The sequence below is a fragment of the Dyadobacter sp. HNCC25DJ184 genome, assembly GCF_056895215.1.
In genome coordinates this window covers 128060-147236 of sequence record NZ_JBXHAQ010000012.1, presented here as the reverse complement: position 1 = coordinate 147236, position 19177 = coordinate 128060, and the positions used below count along the sequence as shown (strand labels likewise).

At 43.6% G+C, this 19177-nt stretch carries 17 protein-coding genes; 7 read left to right on the top strand and 10 right to left on the bottom strand.

Annotated elements, in window-relative coordinates; all coding sequences use genetic code 11:
- Nucleotides 1-5: 5 nt before the first annotated feature.
- Nucleotides 6-3176, top strand: a complete 3171-nt coding sequence (locus tag AC1XUD_RS18375; RefSeq protein ID WP_483362503.1) for a GH92 family glycosyl hydrolase — start codon at nucleotides 6-8, stop codon at nucleotides 3174-3176.
- Nucleotides 3177-3528: 352 nt separating this feature from the next.
- Here AC1XUD_RS18375 and AC1XUD_RS18370 read toward each other — a convergent pair whose 3' ends face one another.
- A complete protein-coding gene (locus tag AC1XUD_RS18370; protein WP_483362502.1) occupies nucleotides 3529-3768 on the bottom strand; it encodes a helix-turn-helix domain-containing protein in 240 nt (79 codons plus the stop codon).
- Between the two features lie 64 nt (nucleotides 3769-3832).
- Between AC1XUD_RS18370 and AC1XUD_RS18365 the strand changes: the two genes are divergently transcribed.
- Nucleotides 3833-4645 (top strand): oxidoreductase, encoded by an 813-nt coding sequence (locus tag AC1XUD_RS18365; RefSeq protein ID WP_483362501.1) that lies wholly within the window; start codon nucleotides 3833-3835, stop codon nucleotides 4643-4645.
- Between the two features lie 22 nt (nucleotides 4646-4667).
- A complete protein-coding gene (locus tag AC1XUD_RS18360; RefSeq protein WP_483362500.1) occupies nucleotides 4668-5237 on the top strand; it encodes a Crp/Fnr family transcriptional regulator in 570 nt (189 codons plus the stop codon).
- A gap of 101 nt (nucleotides 5238-5338) precedes the next feature.
- Here the strand turns inward: AC1XUD_RS18360 and AC1XUD_RS18355 are convergent, their stop codons facing one another.
- The 3 genes from AC1XUD_RS18355 to AC1XUD_RS18345 all read right to left on the bottom strand — a co-directional run bounded on the left by AC1XUD_RS18355 (nucleotide 5339) and on the right by AC1XUD_RS18345 (nucleotide 7469).
- The gene (locus tag AC1XUD_RS18355) at nucleotides 5339-5731 is read right to left on the bottom strand and encodes a VOC family protein (protein WP_483362499.1); all 393 of its coding nucleotides are present in this window, start codon (nucleotides 5729-5731) and stop codon (nucleotides 5339-5341) included.
- A gap of 558 nt (nucleotides 5732-6289) precedes the next feature.
- Nucleotides 6290-6613, bottom strand: coding sequence for a nuclear transport factor 2 family protein (locus tag AC1XUD_RS18350; RefSeq protein ID WP_483362498.1), 324 nt, complete (start codon nucleotides 6611-6613; stop codon nucleotides 6290-6292).
- A gap of 67 nt (nucleotides 6614-6680) precedes the next feature.
- The gene (locus AC1XUD_RS18345) at nucleotides 6681-7469 is read right to left on the bottom strand and encodes an SDR family oxidoreductase (protein WP_483362567.1); all 789 of its coding nucleotides are present in this window, start codon (nucleotides 7467-7469) and stop codon (nucleotides 6681-6683) included.
- A 128-nt stretch (nucleotides 7470-7597) separates the two neighbouring features.
- Here AC1XUD_RS18345 and AC1XUD_RS18340 point away from each other — a divergent pair, with 128 nt between their 5' ends.
- Entirely contained in the window at nucleotides 7598-7957 is a 360-nt protein-coding gene (locus tag AC1XUD_RS18340; RefSeq protein ID WP_483362497.1) for a winged helix-turn-helix transcriptional regulator, read from the top strand.
- 203 nt (nucleotides 7958-8160) lie between these two features.
- Here AC1XUD_RS18340 and AC1XUD_RS18335 read toward each other — a convergent pair whose 3' ends face one another.
- Together AC1XUD_RS18335 and AC1XUD_RS18330 are read right to left on the bottom strand one after the other, a co-directional pair.
- Nucleotides 8161-8610: a GNAT family N-acetyltransferase gene (locus tag AC1XUD_RS18335; protein ID WP_483362496.1), complete on the bottom strand. Its 450-nt coding sequence runs from the start codon at nucleotides 8608-8610 to the stop codon at nucleotides 8161-8163.
- Between the two features lie 11 nt (nucleotides 8611-8621).
- Nucleotides 8622-9185, bottom strand: a complete 564-nt coding sequence (locus AC1XUD_RS18330) for a hypothetical protein (protein ID WP_483362495.1) — start codon at nucleotides 9183-9185, stop codon at nucleotides 8622-8624.
- A 486-nt stretch (nucleotides 9186-9671) separates the two neighbouring features.
- On the opposite strand from AC1XUD_RS18330, the gene AC1XUD_RS18325 reads away from it, so the two are divergent.
- From AC1XUD_RS18325 to AC1XUD_RS18315, 3 genes are all read left to right on the top strand, one after another.
- On the top strand, nucleotides 9672-10526 hold the full coding sequence (locus AC1XUD_RS18325; protein WP_483362494.1) for an AraC family transcriptional regulator: 855 nt from the start codon (nucleotides 9672-9674) through the stop codon (nucleotides 10524-10526).
- Between the two features lie 77 nt (nucleotides 10527-10603).
- On the top strand, nucleotides 10604-11314 hold the full coding sequence (locus tag AC1XUD_RS18320; protein WP_483362493.1) for an FAD-binding oxidoreductase: 711 nt from the start codon (nucleotides 10604-10606) through the stop codon (nucleotides 11312-11314).
- A 215-nt stretch (nucleotides 11315-11529) separates the two neighbouring features.
- A complete protein-coding gene (locus AC1XUD_RS18315) occupies nucleotides 11530-11745 on the top strand; it encodes a DJ-1/PfpI family protein (protein WP_483362492.1) in 216 nt (71 codons plus the stop codon).
- Between the two features lie 109 nt (nucleotides 11746-11854).
- Here AC1XUD_RS18315 and AC1XUD_RS18310 read toward each other — a convergent pair whose 3' ends face one another.
- Genes AC1XUD_RS18310 through AC1XUD_RS18295 form a run of 4 tightly spaced genes read right to left on the bottom strand, consistent with a single transcriptional unit; the run spans nucleotide 11855 to nucleotide 19152 of the window.
- Nucleotides 11855-13099, bottom strand: a complete 1245-nt coding sequence (locus AC1XUD_RS18310) for an alkaline phosphatase family protein (RefSeq protein ID WP_483362491.1) — start codon at nucleotides 13097-13099, stop codon at nucleotides 11855-11857.
- A gap of 57 nt (nucleotides 13100-13156) precedes the next feature.
- Complete coding sequence (locus tag AC1XUD_RS18305) at nucleotides 13157-14056, bottom strand: metallophosphoesterase family protein (protein ID WP_483362490.1); 900 nt, start codon at nucleotides 14054-14056, stop codon at nucleotides 13157-13159.
- A gap of 24 nt (nucleotides 14057-14080) precedes the next feature.
- On the bottom strand, nucleotides 14081-15868 hold the full coding sequence (locus AC1XUD_RS18300) for a RagB/SusD family nutrient uptake outer membrane protein (RefSeq protein ID WP_483362489.1): 1788 nt from the start codon (nucleotides 15866-15868) through the stop codon (nucleotides 14081-14083).
- Nucleotides 15869-15894: 26 nt separating this feature from the next.
- Complete coding sequence (locus AC1XUD_RS18295) at nucleotides 15895-19152, bottom strand: SusC/RagA family TonB-linked outer membrane protein (protein ID WP_483362488.1); 3258 nt, start codon at nucleotides 19150-19152, stop codon at nucleotides 15895-15897.
- Nucleotides 19153-19177: the final 25 nt, after the last annotated feature.

Here is a 19177-nt window from a genome sequence, read left to right as displayed (position 1 = left end):
CCAAAATGATTTTACAAAACGGTCTCCATTTTTTTGCAAGGGCGTTATGCTTTTTGCTTTTACCTATTTTAACTGTACAGAAATCCTACGGTCAGCAAAAAACAATATGGAAGATCGGGGAGGCTGATAATTCAGCGTCAGGTATGGCACTTGCGCCGAATCAGTTCAAGCGTTTTCTTGAAAAGGATTTTGGCTATGAGGATAATTTTTACCTGATTGGGCTCGCCAATAGTGAAAAAGACTGGCCATATGTGTTGCCCGGGCCGGTCAATGGCTGGGGTGGTACAGGCAACACTTCTGGCATCAGGTCTCATTTTCTTACTATTTTGTTTGATATTAAACAAAAGCCAAATTCAGCTAAATGGCAGCTTTTGATTGATATCCTGGAAACCGACTCGCTTTCCGCACCGTTTTTTAAAGTTTTGGTCAATGGTAAATCATGGGAGTTCCAGCTGGCAAAAGGGTCCGGTTTTAAAGATCCGGGTCGATTCACTGCTAGGCCCAAGGAGCAACTTGTAAAGATTGACATTCCCGCAGAACTTATCAAAACCGGGGTTAATGAAATTGTGATGACGACGCTGCAAGGAGGATGGTTGGCATTTGACCAGGTGAAACTGGAAGGCCCGGCGCAGGCTACGCTGGCTCTTCCCGGCAAAGTTTTACTTCGAAATATCGAAGCGGCTGATTACGAATTGAATGTGGACGGGAAACTCATACAGCCACTGCTGGTGGATGTTACCCAGCTCAAAGGGCAGCCGATACTCGAGGTCAAGCTGGATGGCAACGTGATTCTGACCGAGAAAATAGAGCAAGGTCGATACATTTTTGAAGCCCCAATGCCTGCTGCGAGTCAGCATATGTCAGGCAAATTCGAAATTTTCGCAGATAAACAGCTGATCAGTTCGGGGAAAGTAGACCGCGCAAAAAAGAATCTTAAAACGCCAGCCGGGTATGTCAATACCATGCTCGGAGCAGGGCATTCCAGATGGATGATCGCACCAGGTCCGTGGATGCCTTTTGGGATGGTGAAATTAAGTCCTGATAATCAGAATGGTGGTTGGCAGGCGGGCTACGATCCTACTTTTGAATCGATCGGTACATTCAGCCACATTCATGAATGGACCATGACCGGCCTTGGTATTTTCCCCACTGCAGGGTCATTGCAGATCAAAATGGGTGATCAGAATAATCCCGATGAAGGTTACCGTTCAAAGATTGACAAGAGCTCGGAGGAAGCACCTTTGGGTTATTATAAAGTGAATTTGACGGACAACAACATTATCGCGGAGTTAACCGCAACTACGCGTTCATCCTTTCAAAAATATACCTACCAAAACAGCGATGTGGGCCGGGTGATGGTCGACCTTCAGATTCCCACCGAGTATGGCTACCAGTTAAAGAGCGTCAAAGTCGACAAGGTCAGTGCGCAAAGGATCGAAGGTTATTGTGACCAGCTTTCCCGCAATGTCTGGTCCGGCGGAATTGATCAGCAGTATAAAGTACATTTTGTTATCGAATTTGATCACCCTATCCAAAACTACGGTATCTGGTTAAATGATGAAATTAAACTGCAAACCAGTCTTTCGGCAGATAGTGCCAAAAACGCCGGATTATATTTTGAATTTGACACAAAAGTAAACAGGCAATTGCAGGTAAGATCGGGAATTTCCTATGTAAGCATTGAAAACGCCGCGCTCAATTTGAAATCTGAAATCTCTGACCCGTTCAACTGGGATTTTGACAAAGTTAGAGCCAACCAGGAAAAAGTATGGAATGAACTGCTTGGAAGAGTGGACATATCGAGCAACGACAAGCGCGAAAAGGAGCGCTTTTACACCAATATGTACCGTTCATTGGCTAGCAGGAATACCTTCAGCGATGTGGACGGAAGCTGGCGGGATGCTGATGAAGTGGTAAATAAATTTCGAAGCAAAGATGATGTAGCACTTGGCTGCGACGCTTTTTGGAACACCTTCTGGAACCTGAACCAGTTCTGGAACCTTGTGACACCCGAATGGTCTAACCGTTGGGTAAAATCTCAGCTTGCAATGTACGACCGTGGAGGCTGGCTGGCTAAAGGACCGGCTGGTATGGAATACATTCCGGTAATGGTAGCCGAGCACGAAGTCCCGCTTATTGTGGGCGCATATCAGATGGGCATCAGGGGCTATGACGTCGAAAAGGCCTATGAAGCTGTTCATAAGATGCAAACAACCGCTGCCGAATCAATTGGAGGCGGGCGGGCCGGTAATGAGGACCTGGTTACTTATCTGAAGCACCAATATGTCCCCTATGACGAAGGCAGGTTCTCCAATTCGCTCGAATATAGTTTTGACGACTATACTGTGGCACAATTTGCAAAGGCTTTAAATAAAACGGCAGATTATAAGTCATTCAGTGAACGAGCCTCCTGGTGGAAAAATGTGATTGATCCGAAAACAGGCTTTGCCCGCATGAAAGATGCAAAAGGCAATTGGCTGGCGGACTTCGATCCGTTCAAATCCGGTGCAAATCATCACTATGTAGAAGGAAATGCCTGGCAGCTGACTTTTTTTGTGCCTCAGGATGTGCCCGGCCTTGCTAAAACTATTGGAGAAAAAGTATTTTCAGATAGACTCAGCTGGGGTTTCCAGGAAAGTGTAAAATGGCGCTACAATGGGCCCAATGATCAATATTGGGATTATCCAGTTGTGCAGGGAAATCAACAGTCGATGCATTTTTCGTTTCTTTTCAACTGGGTAAAAAAGCCGTGGCTGACACAGAAATGGAGCCGGTCGGTGGTTGACAGGTATTACGGACATGAAGTTTCCAATGCCTATCTCGGAGATGAAGATCAGGGGCAAATGAGTGCCTGGTTTGTGATGGCCACGCTCGGGCTTTTCCAGACGGATGGCGGTACACGGGTTGATCCGATCTATGAAATTGGAAGTCCGCTGTTTAAAAAATCCGTGATTAATCTGGGCAAGCAATTTGGAAGAGGCGAAAAGTTTACAATCGAGGCCAAAAATACATCCCGGAAAAACGTATATGTACAAAAAGCAACACTGAATGGCGCACCGCTGAAAAACTTTTGGTTCAAATCTTCTGATCTTTTAAAAGGCGGTTCGCTCGTTTTAGAAATGGGTCCCAACCCTAATGAGCAGTGGGGGGTAAACGGGCTTCCGAAAGCACAGTGAGTTCCAGAGTAAACTCGATCAGCAGGCACAAAAAACAGAGGGATATTTTAAGCAGACTTAGAGACTTGCCGAAACCTTACTTCCGAGTCTATTTTGAAGGATGCTAGGTCAACCATCCGCCTAAGGGTGTGATGATATTAATATAGTTGGGTTTACAACCGGCTATCACTGTCTAAATCGGTGGTTAAAATGAAATTTGGATGGTAACAAAGATGTAGTTTTGGAGCTGATGAACATCCTTCAAAGTTCAATATGAAAAAAGTCATGAACCTTCAACTGTACCCACAATTCTCGTAAAGAGGATATACTGCTATAAAGAGATTTGAGAGGGTGCTTTTCCAAACTGTTTTTTTTAAACATAGGAAAAATGAGATATATCTTCAAACCCAACCTCAAGATAAACATCGCTTGGACGCTGCTGATGCTGAGTGATTTGAAAATAAGCTTCATCTAAACGTTTCTTTTTTAGCCAGCTTCCGGGTGTCATTCCGAAAGTCTTCTGAAAATCACGTTTAAAGGATGACTCGCTTCTTCCTGTCAGAAACGCAAACCGTTCGATACCGATTCGGACATTTGCACACCTTTTTGCCAAATGACAAATAATTCCATTTTGATTGATAGCACCTTTACGCTATCGAAACATCAAAAATAGAAAAATGGAAAAGACGGTATTAGTTACAGGAGCCTCGGCCGGAATTGGAAAAGCAACGGCGATACATCTGGCACAAAATGGCTACAAGGTGTATGGTGGAGCGCGCAGAGTAGAAAAAATGCAGGAGTTAAAGGTTTTCGGAATAAAACCGGTTTCTTTGGATGTCAGCAGCGAGGAGAGTCTAGCCGCCTGTGTTGATCAAATTTTGAAAGAGGCCGGACGCCTAGATATTTTGATCAACAATGCGGGATCGGGCTTCTATGGTGCGCTGGAAGATATGCCGATGGCTGATGCAAGATATCAGATCGAAGTAAATGTTTTCGGTGTGGCCCGGATGATTCAGTTGGTGTTGCCGTCTATGCGGAAAAATAACTTCGGGAAAATCGTGAATATTTCATCGGTGGGTGGGAAGGTATCATTGCCGATGGGCGGCTGGTATCACGCCAGTAAATTTGCCATTGAGGGCTTGAGCGATGCACTGCGTAAAGAAGTGAAATCTTTCGGGATAGACGTCATTGTGATTGAACCGGGCGGCACAAAATCGGAAATGACGGGGCTTGGGGCTGCGTATATGATGGCAGTTTCAGGAAATACCTTTTACAGTGCCCTGGCGAAAGGCGTTAGTAAGTTGTATGCTAGCATAGAAAAAGACGCTGCAGAACCGATCGTCATAGCAAAACTTATCAAAGAAGGAATTGAAGCAAAAAATCCGAAAACGAGATACGTGGGCGCTTCCGGTGCGAAACTGATGTTATTTTTCAGAAGAATTCTGTCAGATAAACAGTTTGACAAAATGGTAATGAGTCAAATTAAATAAAAAATCGAGTGGAACTGACGCCATGGAAACACTTATCAATTATTTATTGCAATTCGGTAATTTGAACCCCACTCAAATTGATCTCATTAAAAGCAAAGCGATTTTTAGGGAGATTAAAAAAGGCGAATATTTTCAGGAGGCGGGAAAAATACCTCATGAGATTATTTTTCTGACAGAAGGGATCATGAGAATTTGTTATTACAACAATAAGGGCGATGAGATCACGAAATATTTCATGGAAGAGAATCATTTTCTGGCAGATATAAACAGCTACAATCAGGAAATCCCGTCAACAGAATATATCCAGGCTATTACCGACTGCTCGTATTTTGTTTTGTCTAAAAATGCGATGAAAGAGCTGTCGATGACGATCATCGAATGGGACAACATCATTGCCAAGATTACCTCCAAGGGTTTGGCCGACAAAGTGAACAAAATTAGTCCTATGATGTCGGAAGACGCGAAGCAGCGCTACCTTTCCTTCCTTGAAAAATTTCCCAGTCTGGCTAACCGCATTCCGCTTTCCTATCTGGCTTCTTATTTGGGAATCACTCAATCCTCTCTTAGCAGGATAAGAAGGAATATCCGATAAATGATATCAACTTACCACTACCAAAGCGGGATACTGATACCCACAGTCAATTATTTTTGGTTTGAGAGTGGGTATAAATTTCTTCATCGGCACTAATTGGCTCATTCCTTTGCTCCTGGCGTCAATGGGGTAAAGAAATTTAAAAGGTTTTTATCGGGATCATGGAACAACATCGAGCGGTTTCCCCAAGGCATTGTTGTTGGTTTTTGAACAACGTTATCACCCAGGAATTCCTGAAGATTATCATATTCTGCGTCAACGTTATTTACCTCAAACTCCAGTATTACAGACCGATTAGATGCAGGTGTTGCAAGATGAGCTCCTCCAAAAAGTTCCAGGGTGCGCGTGCTGCCAATGGCTAGTTTAAAAAATGGCGTGTGAAATTCCGCGAAATCTTCCGTATACTGAACTGCCGACAACCCAGTAATTTTTTCATAGAATGCTAATAGCGGTTTAATGTCTGCGGTAATAATTCTGATTGATGCAAATTTCATAGTATTAAATATTTTGATTGTGATTTTCCAAAAGTATGTAGTCGGAATGACAACAGTATGTCAGTAGTAAACCGTTGCCCGAAAGCCAGAGATCGCATGTGCATTTTAGATTCGCTTTCAATCGATCTCATACTCAGAAGTACTCTCTGGAATAACTAATAAAGAAATTTGCGACCACCCGGTTGTCACAGATGAGGATATTTTGTTGCTAAACACATCTGGTATACTCAGATGTTCATAAACTCGAACTGTCAGAGATTTTGGAGGGCATAGATGGTCGCAAATGAATTCTATGCGGTTGTCAGCCAAAAAATTGAATGAAAACTCGATGGAGATTCCCCCGTTTTGGCCATAAATAGCCCGCGGAAATAGGTGGGATCGTTATAACCAAGCTAGTAGGGAATCTCATTTTTAGTAAGGAGATATGCAAGAGCCGGGTGAGTTTTTGAAAAATCAACATCACAATGCTCTTCGGTCCACGAGTATGTAGCCCTGATTAGCACGAGTTTGGGGTAAGTCGGGATCGCTGCAATTCCTGCAGATTTATGCACTAAACTTTTATCCGGTGATTTTCAATGAGCTGATCAATTTATCATTCAGTTCAAGGTGATACTGCATTACAGCGGGACTCCCGGGAAACGTGCCGGTTACTTCCACAGTAAGCTTACCCTTTGAACCGGTCTGAGTAAAATCAATTGGTTTTACTTGCGTGTTATACTTTTCAGCCGTCTGCTGAACCCACTGCTCAATTTCGGCCCGCCCGGAATAGGACGATCCTTCATCGGAAACGGTGGCGTTTTCTGTAAAGAGTTCCGCGAAAGTTGTGCTCTCCAAGTCATTCTGTGCCTTGATAAGAGGTTCAATGTTGTCAGGAAATTTCATAACAATTTAAGGTTTGTATAGATTGAAAGGTGATTTTTGTTTGGATAACCGTTTGGCACATGCCTGTCTATATCGTGGGTATTGTGCCGCCGTCAATTACGTATTCGGTGCCGGTCAGGTAAGCTGCCCTGGGCGAAACCAGGAAACCAACAAGTTCGGCGACTTCCTGAGGCCAGGCAGGTCTGCCAAACGGAATGCCGCCCAGTGCGTTCATTACGCTGTTTGCGGCCTCTTCGATAGTTCCGCCCGTGCTCTGGGCGATACGCTCCATCATCCTGTTGGATGCAGTGGTCAGAATCCAGCCCGGTGATACTGTCAGCACTCGAACGCCTTTCGGAGCAACTTCATTGGATAAGCTTTTGCTGTAATTGAGAAGAGCCGCTTTTGCCGCGGCGTAGGGGAGGGTCGAGTCATATAACGGCAATCTTGCCTGGGTAGACGCGATGTGGATAATAACCCCAGTACCATGCTCGATCATGCTGGGCAAAAAGCCGCGATTCAGTCGCACCGGCGCCAGCAAGTTAGTCTGAAAGGATAACTCCCAATCGTCGTCCGAAAGCACTGCAAAACGGCCTCCTGGCGTTTCCGCGCCACCCATATTATTAACAAGGATATCCAGGCGCCCAAATTTGTCAATTACTTCGTCGACCACTTTTTGGGTTCCTTGTGGTTTGCTTAGATCTGCCGCGATAAAATAAATGGCGCTGCTTTCATCCTCTGGCTTATTTCTAGCTGTAATGATCACCTTTGCCCCGGCTTTCAGAAGCCGACCAGCGATGGCGTTTCCTGCTCCCTTGGTTCCTCCGGTTACCAGCGCGATTTTACCCGCCAGTTCGTTTTCAAAATTAAAGTCCATGACTATGCTGATTTGTTTAGGACAAATTTCGGCACTATGGCTGCTGCTGACAAGTACGGATTTACGATTCATATAGGGATAAATTTATCCCTATTGAACTGCCAGATACATATAGCTATATTTGCATTATGTACGAAAGAAAAACATTGCCCGACCTGAACTGCGGGCTGGACCTGTTTGCTGAAGTGCTTTATGGCAAATGGAAAATGCGACTTTTGTGGTTTATCACCCAAGGTTTTCAACGTCCAAGCGAGCTTCAAAGAAAAATCCCGGGGGCATCCCGGCGTGTATTGAATGTACAGTTAAAGGAACTGGAAAGCCATGAACTGATTGGAAAGGTGATTTACCCGGTTGTTCCACCAAAAGTCGAATATTATCTGACCGATTTTGGAAAGTCACTATTACCAGTTATCGGAGCAATCGGACAATGGGGTGACCAGCATGAACAGCGTTTACGGACGCTCATTGAGAAGAGTATTCAATCATAGAAACTGCCATGACACTTATCGTCATAGTAGGTTATTTGTCATATATCCCATTGTCTTTAAGTGGGTACGCATAATAGCCTCTCATGGGTTTGTAGCTTGACGGATTGAGTAAAATCAGGGAATATTAACCCAGGCCTTATCTAAGGATAAATCGAAAAGTCATCTTTGATTTTATCCGTTCTGTGCTTATCAGAGAAGCCCTGTTAACGTCTCATCGTTGTTCTTTTCCAATTTTCAAGTGTCATTTCAAATTTTGTTTCGTCTGCTCCGTGCATACCTGCAACCGTCCAGCCTCTGTTCTTGTAAAAAGTTTCAGCTTTTGTTCCTTGCTCTGTGCCTAACCAAATAGTGTCATTAGTTTGACTAAAATACCAATCAATCATAATATCGTGAAGTTTTCTGCCGATACCATTGCCTTCAAATTCTGGATGTACAAAAAGAGCCCAAACATTGCGTTGTGTAAGTGCGATCACAGAAAAGCCAACAATCCTGTTGTCAATTTCACACACCCATCCTTTGCCATCTTTTGTTAAATACTTCACATTATCTTCTCTTGTTACTAATGCTGGATTATTTAGAATATTTTCCTTAACAGCCATTCTCACAGTCATATAGCTCTCAATGTCGTCTGCGGTTGCTTCTCTAAAAATCATATAATTCTATTTTAAATATTGATTTTTTTGAATTTGACCTTCGTTCCAATAAATATGAACATTGCTCTTATATAGTTGAAAATAAGATAAAATATAGTAATTAAAACAAGTCCAATAATAACAGGTAACGCTCCCCCAAAAGTGTAAGAAAGTCCGATGACAAACCCTAAAAAGTATTCTGCTTTGTATATTGGAACAAATAATGCAACGATAAATAGTATTAAAAACATTGAATATGATACTTTTGAATTTCCCGATGAAGAGAATGCAATTATAAGAATACCATATCCTAAAGCAATTAGGAATGGCACAATATGTTTCTTGAAGAAAATTTGATTTGTCAAATTTGAGTTGAAGTCAATCCTTTTTTCAATTCTTTTAAATGCAAAATAGGTTACTATTGGTAATAATAAGAGTCCCCACCAATTTGATATTTTCGGAAGATCTTTTCGTTTCAAAAGGTTATGTCCAGGAACTCCACCGTGGAAGTAGTCCCAAAGTGTCAATCCTAGAATTGTAATTGTTATAAATAGAGTAAAAAGTATAGTTATTTGTTTATATTTTTTTTGGGTCATGATTAATTTTATTTGGTAGATCGTTTAGTCTGTTTTGATTTTGTGTTGGTTTTCGAAATGACCGCTGACGGTGTGATGTGCCCTGTAAAGTAAAATGGAGCAGTCATGAATGAAAGAATATTGCCTCGTGATAACTACAGAGACCAAAAATTGAATAAATAGTTGGAATATTTAAATAAAAGTTTCCAGATATTGATAACGATTACAATAGTTAAAAAACGATTAGAATAGAATTTTAAACCATTGAAGTATCACTCGAATTTTTCAGTAGCCTTTTCTTGGGTTTATGACGTCGGTAGGGGCATACAAATGATTGATTCTCCCTTCAGTACTTTGTCGAGTAACAGCGAATGGAATTTTTCTAAGAGGAGTAAGGCAGGAGGAACACATGCTCCCAAATTAGTTTCAGATACTAGATCAGACGTCTGCCATCATTCGAAACACGGTCAGGTTTACTATATTTGCCGTAACCCATGGCTACTAAAAATGACCAGAAAAACAAAATCTATTCCAGTACATTCCTTGCCACCGGGTCATAATATTGGTATTGCAGTCGGCAGGATGTCATTTAAGACGATGCCAATGGAAGAAGCAAGCCGCGCACACCGACACGATTTTCATTTCTTTATCATACAGGAAAAAGGGGTAACTGCTTTTGAGGTTGATTTTAAAAAATACAGCCTAAAAAAGGCGACTATTGTCTACATTCACCCCAATCAGGTGCACCGCTTTTTAACAACAACCCATACTACCATTTTCGGTTTACTCATTACCAATGAAAATATACATCCTGAATACCTTAACCTGTTGGATGACATTGTTCCGGCAGAACCATTGCTGTTAGATTCAGAGGATTTATCTTTAATTTCGGATGCAGCGACACTCTGTCTAAAGCTATTTGAACGAGAACCAGATAAACTATATCACAGTTTACTAAAAGACAATTGCAATGCTCTGGTAGCACTGATACTATCAAAATATTTGGAACAGGTGAAGCCTATTGAGCGGCTTACGCGTTTTGAAACCATTTCGAAAAGATTTAAAACTACACTGGATCATAACTTCACATCACTGAAACGACCAGGCGATTATGCAAAAATTTTAAACATCTCCACGCCATATTTAAATGAATGCTTAAAGAATGCTACCGGGCAACCCGTTTCATATCATATACAGCAAAGGATTGTATTGGAAGCAAAGCGCCTGCTGTATCATTCCGACAAGTCGGTAAAAGAAATTGCGAGCGAACTTGGCTTCGATGATTACCCCTATTTTTCGCGCCTTTTCAATAAAGTTGCAGGGATGACCGCGATCACCTTCCGGAATAAAAACCACGATTAGTCCAATACTTACACAGTTTACTCATTGCCGCCCGGGGGTGGAAGTTGTTGCTTTGCATTGAAATAAATAACAACGCAATGATCTCTAGTTTACCAAGGTGGATCGGGGGCTTGCTGGAAGGCGCACTTAGCTCCAACGTCAAGGTTCTGCAAACCACTTACATCAGTCCGCAGATAAAGAAAATACGTTTTCAGGGGAACGTATCAAAAATGAATGTTCAGATCGGATACGCTAACGTAATTCGTGTTAGTGAAACGGAATTCAGAAACTATACCATTGCTTATCACGACGATAAGAACGGCATCTTTGATATAATTTTTCATATTCACGGAGCTGGCGTCGGAAGTCAATTTATTGACGGCTTAGGAATAGATGAAGAATTGTATATCTCTCCGGCGAGAGGAAAAAAAATGTACGATCCGGGTGTATCAAAACAAATCTTTTTCGGAGACGAGACATCTTTGGGCTTCGCCTGTTCAATTCTCCCGAGCCTGAGACAAAACAATCACCAGTTTCAATTTTATTTTGAGTTACATGAAAAAAACAGCGATGCGCCCCGATTATTAGGACTGGAGCACTACGCTATATTTCCAAAAAACGATTCCTTTAATCATGAAAATTGGATACGGGAATTACCAGTTTTTAAGAATACTGATTGGCAGGACGCCAACTTCATTTTAACCGGGAATGTGAAATCGGTTCAAACTTTCAGAAAAGTTTTGAAGGGAAAAAAGGTTGGCAATATACTTTCTCAGGGCTACTGGCTCGAAGGCAAAAAAGGGCTTTGAACAAAACAAACACGAGGTCGCAAGCACACAATTATTGAAACAAAAAAACGACGAACACTACAATAATCCTGCGGTATATACCCTAAATGCAGCGCGGTAGGAGGCGTTTTGGAGCTTCTGCACCCTGCCGGGGCCTGGCACCATTAGGTGACCTGGAAGTCTTAAATCAGCTGGCGTCCCAGACTGTTGTTGTCAATATGCCGGTGTCATAACTGTTGATCTCTCATGCACCGGAAGTAATTGTATCAGCCGATATTCTGAAAGGGAAAAAACTGACGGGCTATTGGAATATTCAGGTTGATTTGAAAAACGCTGGAGGCAGCGTATCCGATGAACCGGTAGTAACGGATGGCAACCTGATAACCAGCAGGCATCCTATCGATGTTGCTGACTTCTCGCGGGCTGTTGAAAAATGGCTTGTGCAACGTTGAGACCTTGATTATTCAGGCATATCATATCGTTGTTTGCTATTAAAATTCGGTATTAGATGTACTTGAAGGTAAGGCAACTAATACCGAATTTAGACATCTCTCAGTTCGGCTATTCCACAACCCAATAATTCAGATTGTTGTGCTCGGTCTCGATAACGATCTTGAAATATTTGGAAGGAATTTTTGAAATGTCCACCTCGGCTTTCTCATCCGCTATGGCCACCTCATTCATTAATATGTAAAGGTCACGCTCTCCTTTTTTAAAATTATTGGTGGTCGAGACCCATATCTTTGCTTTTCCTGTTTTCTCAACCGCTTTCCACGAAACAATCAGTTTTTTATCCTGCTTGGTCACCAAAGGGTGTATTGCCGAGATTTTACCGGTCAGCGAAACTCCGTCAATTTCAAACGACTGCTCTTTGGGCAGGTTGATATCCATATGCCTTGCAATGGTTGGCATGATATCGACTACACCTGGTGTCAGGCCTGAGGCTGCATTACCTTTAAAATTTTCGTTCAAATTCTTCGCATTGGTCACAATCCAGGTACTGCGCTCCCGGTCGGACTGTCCGCCATGGCCTTTACCGGTTTTTGCATCGCGGCCATGATCAGTCGTTACCACCATCAGCCAGTCTTCGTTGAAGTTTTTTTCACGGAGCTGGATAGCCTGATAAAGTTTGCCCATCTGAACGTCCATCATTTGAATTGCCTTGTGGAATTGCTCGCTGTCTCCATATTTGTGTCCCATATCATCCGTATACTCCAGATAGACCCATGAAAGGTCGGGTGCATTCGTACGAATTTGGGCGGCGGCTTCTTCTACTACTTTTTCATCGATTTGGTGAATATAAAGGCTCTGCTTGTCATGCGGAAAATGGATTGTGTCCAGTTCGAATCCATCAAATGGATAATCGATCCGGATTTTATTGGTTTGAGCCAAACCCTCTCCAACGAGCTTAGTGCGATTGTCCAGCCAGGTTGAGAATATAGCGCTCCTTTTTTGCGGGTATTGTTCTTCGAAAAACCGGAAGATTGTCCAGTAGTTGTAGTTTGGATCTGCAATATCATTATCCCAAACATTATGTTTGTTGACCCAGGTTCCGGTTAGCAGACTGTTATATCCGACCGCCGAAATGGTAGGCGTTTGAGAATATGTTCCCTTGTTTCCACCAACATGGGCACGAGTATATCCCCCTGCCTTTATGATGGCATCCAGATTGGGCTTCTGTATTTTCTCGATTACGTCGCTTGAAATACCATCTACGATCACAAACAAGGTTTTCTTCTGGCGAACCTGGCCATATACTGAATTCAGGCCGATGACAAGCGCAATGAGGATAAGGTATTTTTTCATAGATATAAATTGAATCAAACCGCAAAGATTATTCCTTTTCGGTTATGTTAATTAATTTTAATACTGGTGTGGATGATAGGTATTCAATACAGTGCCGTCGCTATACAATTGTAAAATGGCATATCCCGGAGGAGTTTCCTGATAATAGAAAGGAGCGGCAGATTCGGCATCGCCCTTTCCCCACCAGAAGCCACTCATTGCGCCGTTGCAGCAGTATTGCACCCCATTATAGTCGGTATGGTCCAGCAGATGCTGATGGCCGCTCAGGCAGATCCTGACTTTGTCTTTGTGTTTATAGAACAGGGATTTTAGTTTCTTGAAATCTGAGTGACCTCCTCCAACCAATATCGGGGTAGCTCCAAGAATGGGGTAGTGCGACATAATAACTACGGGCGTGTTAGCGGCAAGCTTTTCCAGATCCTGGGAAAGCCAGTTGAACTGCTCATCATCGAGTGAAACATTTTTATTGTTTCCGTCCAGAATTATAAAATGCCAGCCCTTTTTGGAAAAGCTATAAAAGCGGTTTGGAATACCGAGTCTTTTAACAACATAATCCTTCCCGTACATCTCATCAGATTTGTCAGGAGCAGCCCACCAATTGTCATGGTTGCCGATGCAACTATGAATCTCAAACTGATTTCTGATATCCTTCACGCAATCGTCCCAAATGCTCCATTGGCTTAGCATTTGCTCACGAGTTACATGATCGTAATCAGCTGCGTGGATCGAATCGCCACCGTTCAAGAAAAAGTCAATGTTATGCTTTTTAACCTCATTCAGGCATTTCTTAAATCTTTCGGGGGCATTATCTCCTTCCCGGATGTGAACGTCGGTGATATGGGCGACGGTTAAAACAGGTTTTTTTCCGGCCAACATTTCTTGCTTGCCTAAAACTGGTGCCGCCGTAGCGACACCAGTCATTAAACCCGTGGTTTTAATCCACTTTCTTCTATTCATGAGTTATAATAATTATCGGGAAAACTACCAGCCGAATATTTGTTTGAGGGCGGGGTTTAACAAAATTTGCTGTTGAGGAACCGGACGATAATAATATTTCGGCTCCTGGAAGGTACGTGTCGCCGTTTCAGTGACAGTAGCTCCTCCATTTGTGCCGTTTTTCAAATATACTGTAACATCCTCTCCAATTGCACCAGCCTTATAGTATATCAGCGTCACGCCGAGGCTATTTTTCTCTTTTTGTGCCTCTGCGGGAATCGAAGCACTTTTGTCGATTAAGATAATATCCACAACCCCGTCTCCCGTCAGATCAAATTTGCCGAGGCCAGAGAAGTACATTCCTTCTGGGATATTGGTCAAAAGCTTTCCGGCATGCCACCTCATCAGGTCGTCGAAGCGTGAATTTTCAAACGAAAGCTCCACACGGCGCTCTCTTCTGATTTCCAGAATCACGCCCTTATTTGTTCCTGAAACGTCGGGATATTTAGAGGTCATTACAGGGTCTGGGCTGGCATTGGCGGCAGCCATTATCAAATCCGGCATACCGGCTCTCTTCCTGAGTAAATTGACAGACTGATCCAAATCTGCCTGCGTGAGAGTACCTAATTCAGCTAATGCTTCTGCATAAATCAATAGTGCTTCCGCATAACGATAAACCGGAAAATCTACTGCACCAATAACAGTGGCATCGGTACTGTTCACATATCCTTTCAACTGGTGGTAGCCGGTAAAGTTCTTGTTAAGCCTTTGGATATAGGGCGCTGACTCAGGCTGTCTGATCCAGCCTGGATAAACCAATGTTTGCGAAAGACGGGGGTCTCGATTTTCAAATTCTTTTACAAATCCCAATTTTTCGTACCCTGCCACGTCCGTAAAACGTGACCCGTCTTTCATCAGGTAGGTCTGGATCAAATCGCGAGATGGAGATTGCTCATATTCACCAAAAACAACTGTATTGACGTTTTGGTCCCTGTTTTTGGTTCTGTCAAATGCGTTGACAAGTATCACTTCGGAGTTTGTCAGCAAATCCGGGCTATTGAAAAGAACTGAATAATCCTGCTCGGGTTTCCCGGTTGAGTAAAGAGAAAACTTGCCTGAGGCCATTATTTCGCTGGCTATTTTACCTGCTTTCTCAATAAAAGAATTGGCAGTGCTTTGCAGATTAAGTTCCGGGTGATATTTACGGTATGTCCCTTCATATAAAGCGATCCTGGCATAACGCATTTTAGCGGCCCATTTTCCGGGAGTTCCTGTCGGTACACTTTCCCGAACGTTGGTCGAGGCAAATTCCAGATCCGCCATAAGGCTGTCGACTACAACAGCGCGGCTATCCTGTGCCTTATACAAATCCTCATCTCCAGGATTCAGTGTTTTCGAATACCATGGGACATCGGAATACCGCTTGATCATTGAGATATAAAACTCGGCGCGATAGTATTTGGCCAATCCGGCATAATGATTTTTCACTTCGTTAGAAACTGCAGCCTTTTGATAGTTATCCAAAAAGTAATTGATGTTTCTCAGTCTTCCCCAGCTCCATCCGGACGTGATATTCTCGGCGGTTGGAGTGCCGGTCATGATCGTTTTCATTTCAACTGCGCCCGTCGTGGCCGCATTATCTGTATTTTGATCGTTCAGGTACGAATTCCGGTCGGGCATTGACATTAACCCGTTGACGTACAGCGATAGGTCTTCTTCGGTATTGAAAAAAACTTCCGGTGAAATTTCAGTTTGCGGGTAACGGTCAAGTTCTTCGCACGACGACAAGCCGATCAGAAAGCCGAGCGCGATGATTAGTGAATATTTTTTCATGATAAGTCAAGTAAGATGATTCTAAATCAAAATTCGATATTTAGGCCCACAGCCATTTTTCGCTGGAAAGGGTAAGTCCATGCCGCCGCACCAGCGTTGACAGCTTCGGGGTCTATGAACTTCTTGATCTTAGAAAATTCGAACAGGTTTTCACCCGTCACATAAACCCTGAACCGCTGAATCTTTGCTCTTCTCATCAATGAAGAGGGCAGCGTATATCCGATGGTAGCGTTCTTCACCCGTAGGTAAGCACCGCTCAACAGGTATTTTGTTTGCGGGATATCCAGCCCCGAACCATAGTTGGCGTCGGCCAGCCAGGATTGCATCACCGGATATTGCGGGTTCAGGTTCGCGTCAGCGAGGCCAGCAGCGATATATGAGGCAGAATGCTTCTCGCGGTCCTGATCTGAGTCGGCGGTGGCGCGGTAGAAGTCGAGGTTCCAGGGGTATACATTGGCATATGGTTGTTGGTATGGCCCCCAGAATAAATAATGATGCGGATAATAGTCTCCTTTCAATACACCTTGTAAAAATACTGACGCATCAAATCCGTTCCAGTCAGCGCTCAGGTTTAGACCGATTTTGTAACGTTGGGTGCTATTTCCGATAATTTTCAGGTCTTTCGGATCTTTTGCTGATAACCCCTTCTCAATCTTTCCATCGCCATTGAGGTCCTTATATTTAGGCCAACCGGGAATAATATCCAGTGCTCCCCAAGGCACAATAGCAGTTTCATCAAGCTTCTCAATCTCTTGCTCATCTTTAAAGAAGCCGTCGCTTTCAAGGCCCCATATTTCGCCAAGTTCCTGACCTTCTCTGTAATAGGTCTTACTTGTTGTGGAAAGAAGCTCCTGGTCATTTTTGAATTTGGTGATCTTTGCACGCGAATCCGACAGCACTACTTTGGCATCGAACGTCAGCGGCTTGGATGCCAGATTATACGAGTCGTGGTAAGTCAATGACATTTCCCAACCTTTCGTTTTCAAATCCGCAGAATTTTGCGAAGGAACATCGGCTCCCAAAACCCCGGGCAATTCCTGTCCGCCGGTAAGCATGCCGGTCGTATTACGAATGAAATAATCGTAATTCAAAAGAATTTTGTTTTTGAATATTCCAAGATCCAAACCAAAGTTGTTCGTAGCAACCCTTTCCCACGTATATGAATTCGGGTCGATCGAAAGTGGCGGCGAGCTGGTGATAATCATGCTCTGAGCACCATTGATCAAATAACTGGAAAGTCCCGTCGGGAGTGTCTGGAGGTAAGCGAAGTTGGAAACATTCTGATTTCCAAGGGCACCATAAGAGGTCCTGAATTTAAGTGTTGAAACGGTAGGCTTGAGGAAGTCCATGAATTTTTCCGAACTGGCAATCCATGCTGCTGATACCGAAGGAAAAAAGCCCCAGCGACGTTCTTTTGGAAAACGTGATGAACCATCCCTGCGACCATTGACTTCGAATATATAGCGGTCATTGTAGGTATAGTTCACCCGGCCGAAATAACTTCTGGTTGCGTAGGCGCTGTAAGTAGGCACTATCAACGCTGTACCAGTGGTAAGACCAATATAGGGTAAGGATGAGGAAATCAGTACGTCACGACTCGCTCTAACGGTACTATATGCGTAAGACTCCTCGTTGTAGCCACCCAAAACACTGATTGCATGCATGCCAAAGTCTTTTCTATAGTTGGCATAAAGGTTGATCACATTGTTTTTGATATCTCCTTTTTTCTCTGCCACATTGCCGGTTCCACCTTCTTCGCGAACATCGTCAGGTCCGTAACCGATTTTGTATTTGCGCGTGTTCTCGTAGTAGTTCCACATTTCTTTTTTGAAACTTACATCCGCATTCACTTGAAGGTCTCCATTAAAAAAGGTCCCCACTGCGCTGGCGATATTTTGTAACCCGAACATATTTTCCTGGTTGTTTCCACCGTCAACAAGTTGTGCTGCAAGCCTTCCCGCGGAGGTGTTCGCCCAGGTTCCATCCGGATTAGTAGCTACATCGGTCGGTTTCAAATAGTATACGTCCGTCACGTCAACCCGTGGTTTTTCCTTTCTGGTTTGATATATAGACAGGTTGTTGTCTATTTTCAGCCATTTCAATGGTGAAAAATTCAAACGCGCTTTTAAACCATATCGGTCCCAGTAGTCCGAGGCTATTTTATTCAAACCATTTTCATTGGTATAATCCGCTGAAACATAATATCCAATCGGCATCTCATTGACTTTGGCACCTCCTGTAAATGACAGGCTGTGTTTTTGGGAAAAGGCCGCCTTGTTAAAAAAGTAATCATACCAGTCGCTGTTTCCCATGTAAGCCCATTTGGTCGGATCTGACGGATCTAGTCGGGTATCGGGCAAGGACGGGTTGTCGGAACGTTGCTTCGCCCAGGCATAGTATTCGTCAGAATAATTGACATAATCCCATGGGGTATTGTCTGTTGAAGTTTCCAGAACGCGCGAAAATATATAAGGGTCCGTTACAGGCTTGGCAAGTACGGTTGGCCTGCCCCACGAGAAATAGGTATTATAGCTGATCGACTGACGTCCGGCCCCGCCTTGTTTGGTCGTGATGAGTATCACGCCAAAGGCTGCTCTGGCTCCGTAAATGGCAGCTGATGCTGCATCGCGAAGAACTGTAAACGAAGTAATATCTGCCGGGTTCAGGCGAAGCATATCATAACCATCTGAGGCCGGAATTCCGTCTATCACAATAAGAGGAGCACCGCCATTGATAGAGGTATATCCCCTGATGTTGATATCAGGTACGGTACCTGGCGCACCTGAGCCATAAGTAATGTTTAACCCCGGACTAACGCCCTGCAACCCTTGCATGACGTTTGCGATAGGGCGTGCCTCCAGCTGCTTGCCTTCGATCTGATCAACCGCCCCTGCGATATTGATCTTCTTTTGGGTCCCAAAACCGACAACCACGGTTTCTTCCAGGTTGTTTACATCCTCTTCCAGTGCCACACTCAAATCAGTTTTGCCGTTGAGCGGTACGTCTGCTCTTTTGTAGCCGATAAATGAAAAGCTCAAAACAGCATTTGGCGAAACATCGGCAAGCTCAAAATTGCCCTGAGCATCCGTGTTTGCGCCACGTTGCGTCCCTTTGATGAGAATACTTACTCCCGGCAACGACTCTTTGTTTGAGGCGTCTGTGACTTGGCCACGAATTGTTACACCCTGCGCATTCACATAACTGGCGACAGTCAGCGACAAGCAGCAGATAAGCAGATGCCTGAACAGCCTCTGTCCGGCTTTTTTTTGTAGTTCTTTTAACATAGAAAATGGGGTTAAGGATACATAT

Excerpts from the sequence above, each read along its gene's own strand:
- AC1XUD_RS18375 (WP_483362503.1), top strand. The coding sequence starts at position 6 with ATGATTTTACAAAACGGTCTCCATTTTTTTGCAAGGGCGTTATGCTTT.
- AC1XUD_RS18365 (WP_483362501.1), top strand. The coding sequence starts at position 3,833 with ATGGAAAAGACGGTATTAGTTACAGGAGCCTCGGCCGGAATTGGAAAA.
- AC1XUD_RS18360 (WP_483362500.1), top strand. The coding sequence starts at position 4,668 with ATGGAAACACTTATCAATTATTTATTGCAATTCGGTAATTTGAACCCC.
- AC1XUD_RS18355 (WP_483362499.1), bottom strand. The coding sequence starts at position 5,731 with ATGAAATTTGCATCAATCAGAATTATTACCGCAGACATTAAACCGCTA.
- AC1XUD_RS18350 (WP_483362498.1), bottom strand. The coding sequence starts at position 6,613 with ATGAAATTTCCTGACAACATTGAACCTCTTATCAAGGCACAGAATGAC.
- AC1XUD_RS18345 (WP_483362567.1), bottom strand. The coding sequence starts at position 7,469 with ATGGACTTTAATTTTGAAAACGAACTGGCGGGTAAAATCGCGCTGGTA.
- AC1XUD_RS18340 (WP_483362497.1), top strand. The coding sequence starts at position 7,598 with ATGTACGAAAGAAAAACATTGCCCGACCTGAACTGCGGGCTGGACCTG.
- AC1XUD_RS18335 (WP_483362496.1), bottom strand. The coding sequence starts at position 8,610 with ATGATTTTTAGAGAAGCAACCGCAGACGACATTGAGAGCTATATGACT.
- AC1XUD_RS18330 (WP_483362495.1), bottom strand. The coding sequence starts at position 9,185 with ATGACCCAAAAAAAATATAAACAAATAACTATACTTTTTACTCTATTT.
- AC1XUD_RS18325 (WP_483362494.1), top strand. The coding sequence starts at position 9,672 with ATGACCAGAAAAACAAAATCTATTCCAGTACATTCCTTGCCACCGGGT.
- AC1XUD_RS18320 (WP_483362493.1), top strand. The coding sequence starts at position 10,604 with ATGATCTCTAGTTTACCAAGGTGGATCGGGGGCTTGCTGGAAGGCGCA.
- AC1XUD_RS18310 (WP_483362491.1), bottom strand. The coding sequence starts at position 13,099 with ATGAAAAAATACCTTATCCTCATTGCGCTTGTCATCGGCCTGAATTCA.
- AC1XUD_RS18305 (WP_483362490.1), bottom strand. The coding sequence starts at position 14,056 with ATGAATAGAAGAAAGTGGATTAAAACCACGGGTTTAATGACTGGTGTC.
- AC1XUD_RS18300 (WP_483362489.1), bottom strand. The coding sequence starts at position 15,868 with ATGAAAAAATATTCACTAATCATCGCGCTCGGCTTTCTGATCGGCTTG.
- AC1XUD_RS18295 (WP_483362488.1), bottom strand. The coding sequence starts at position 19,152 with ATGTTAAAAGAACTACAAAAAAAAGCCGGACAGAGGCTGTTCAGGCAT.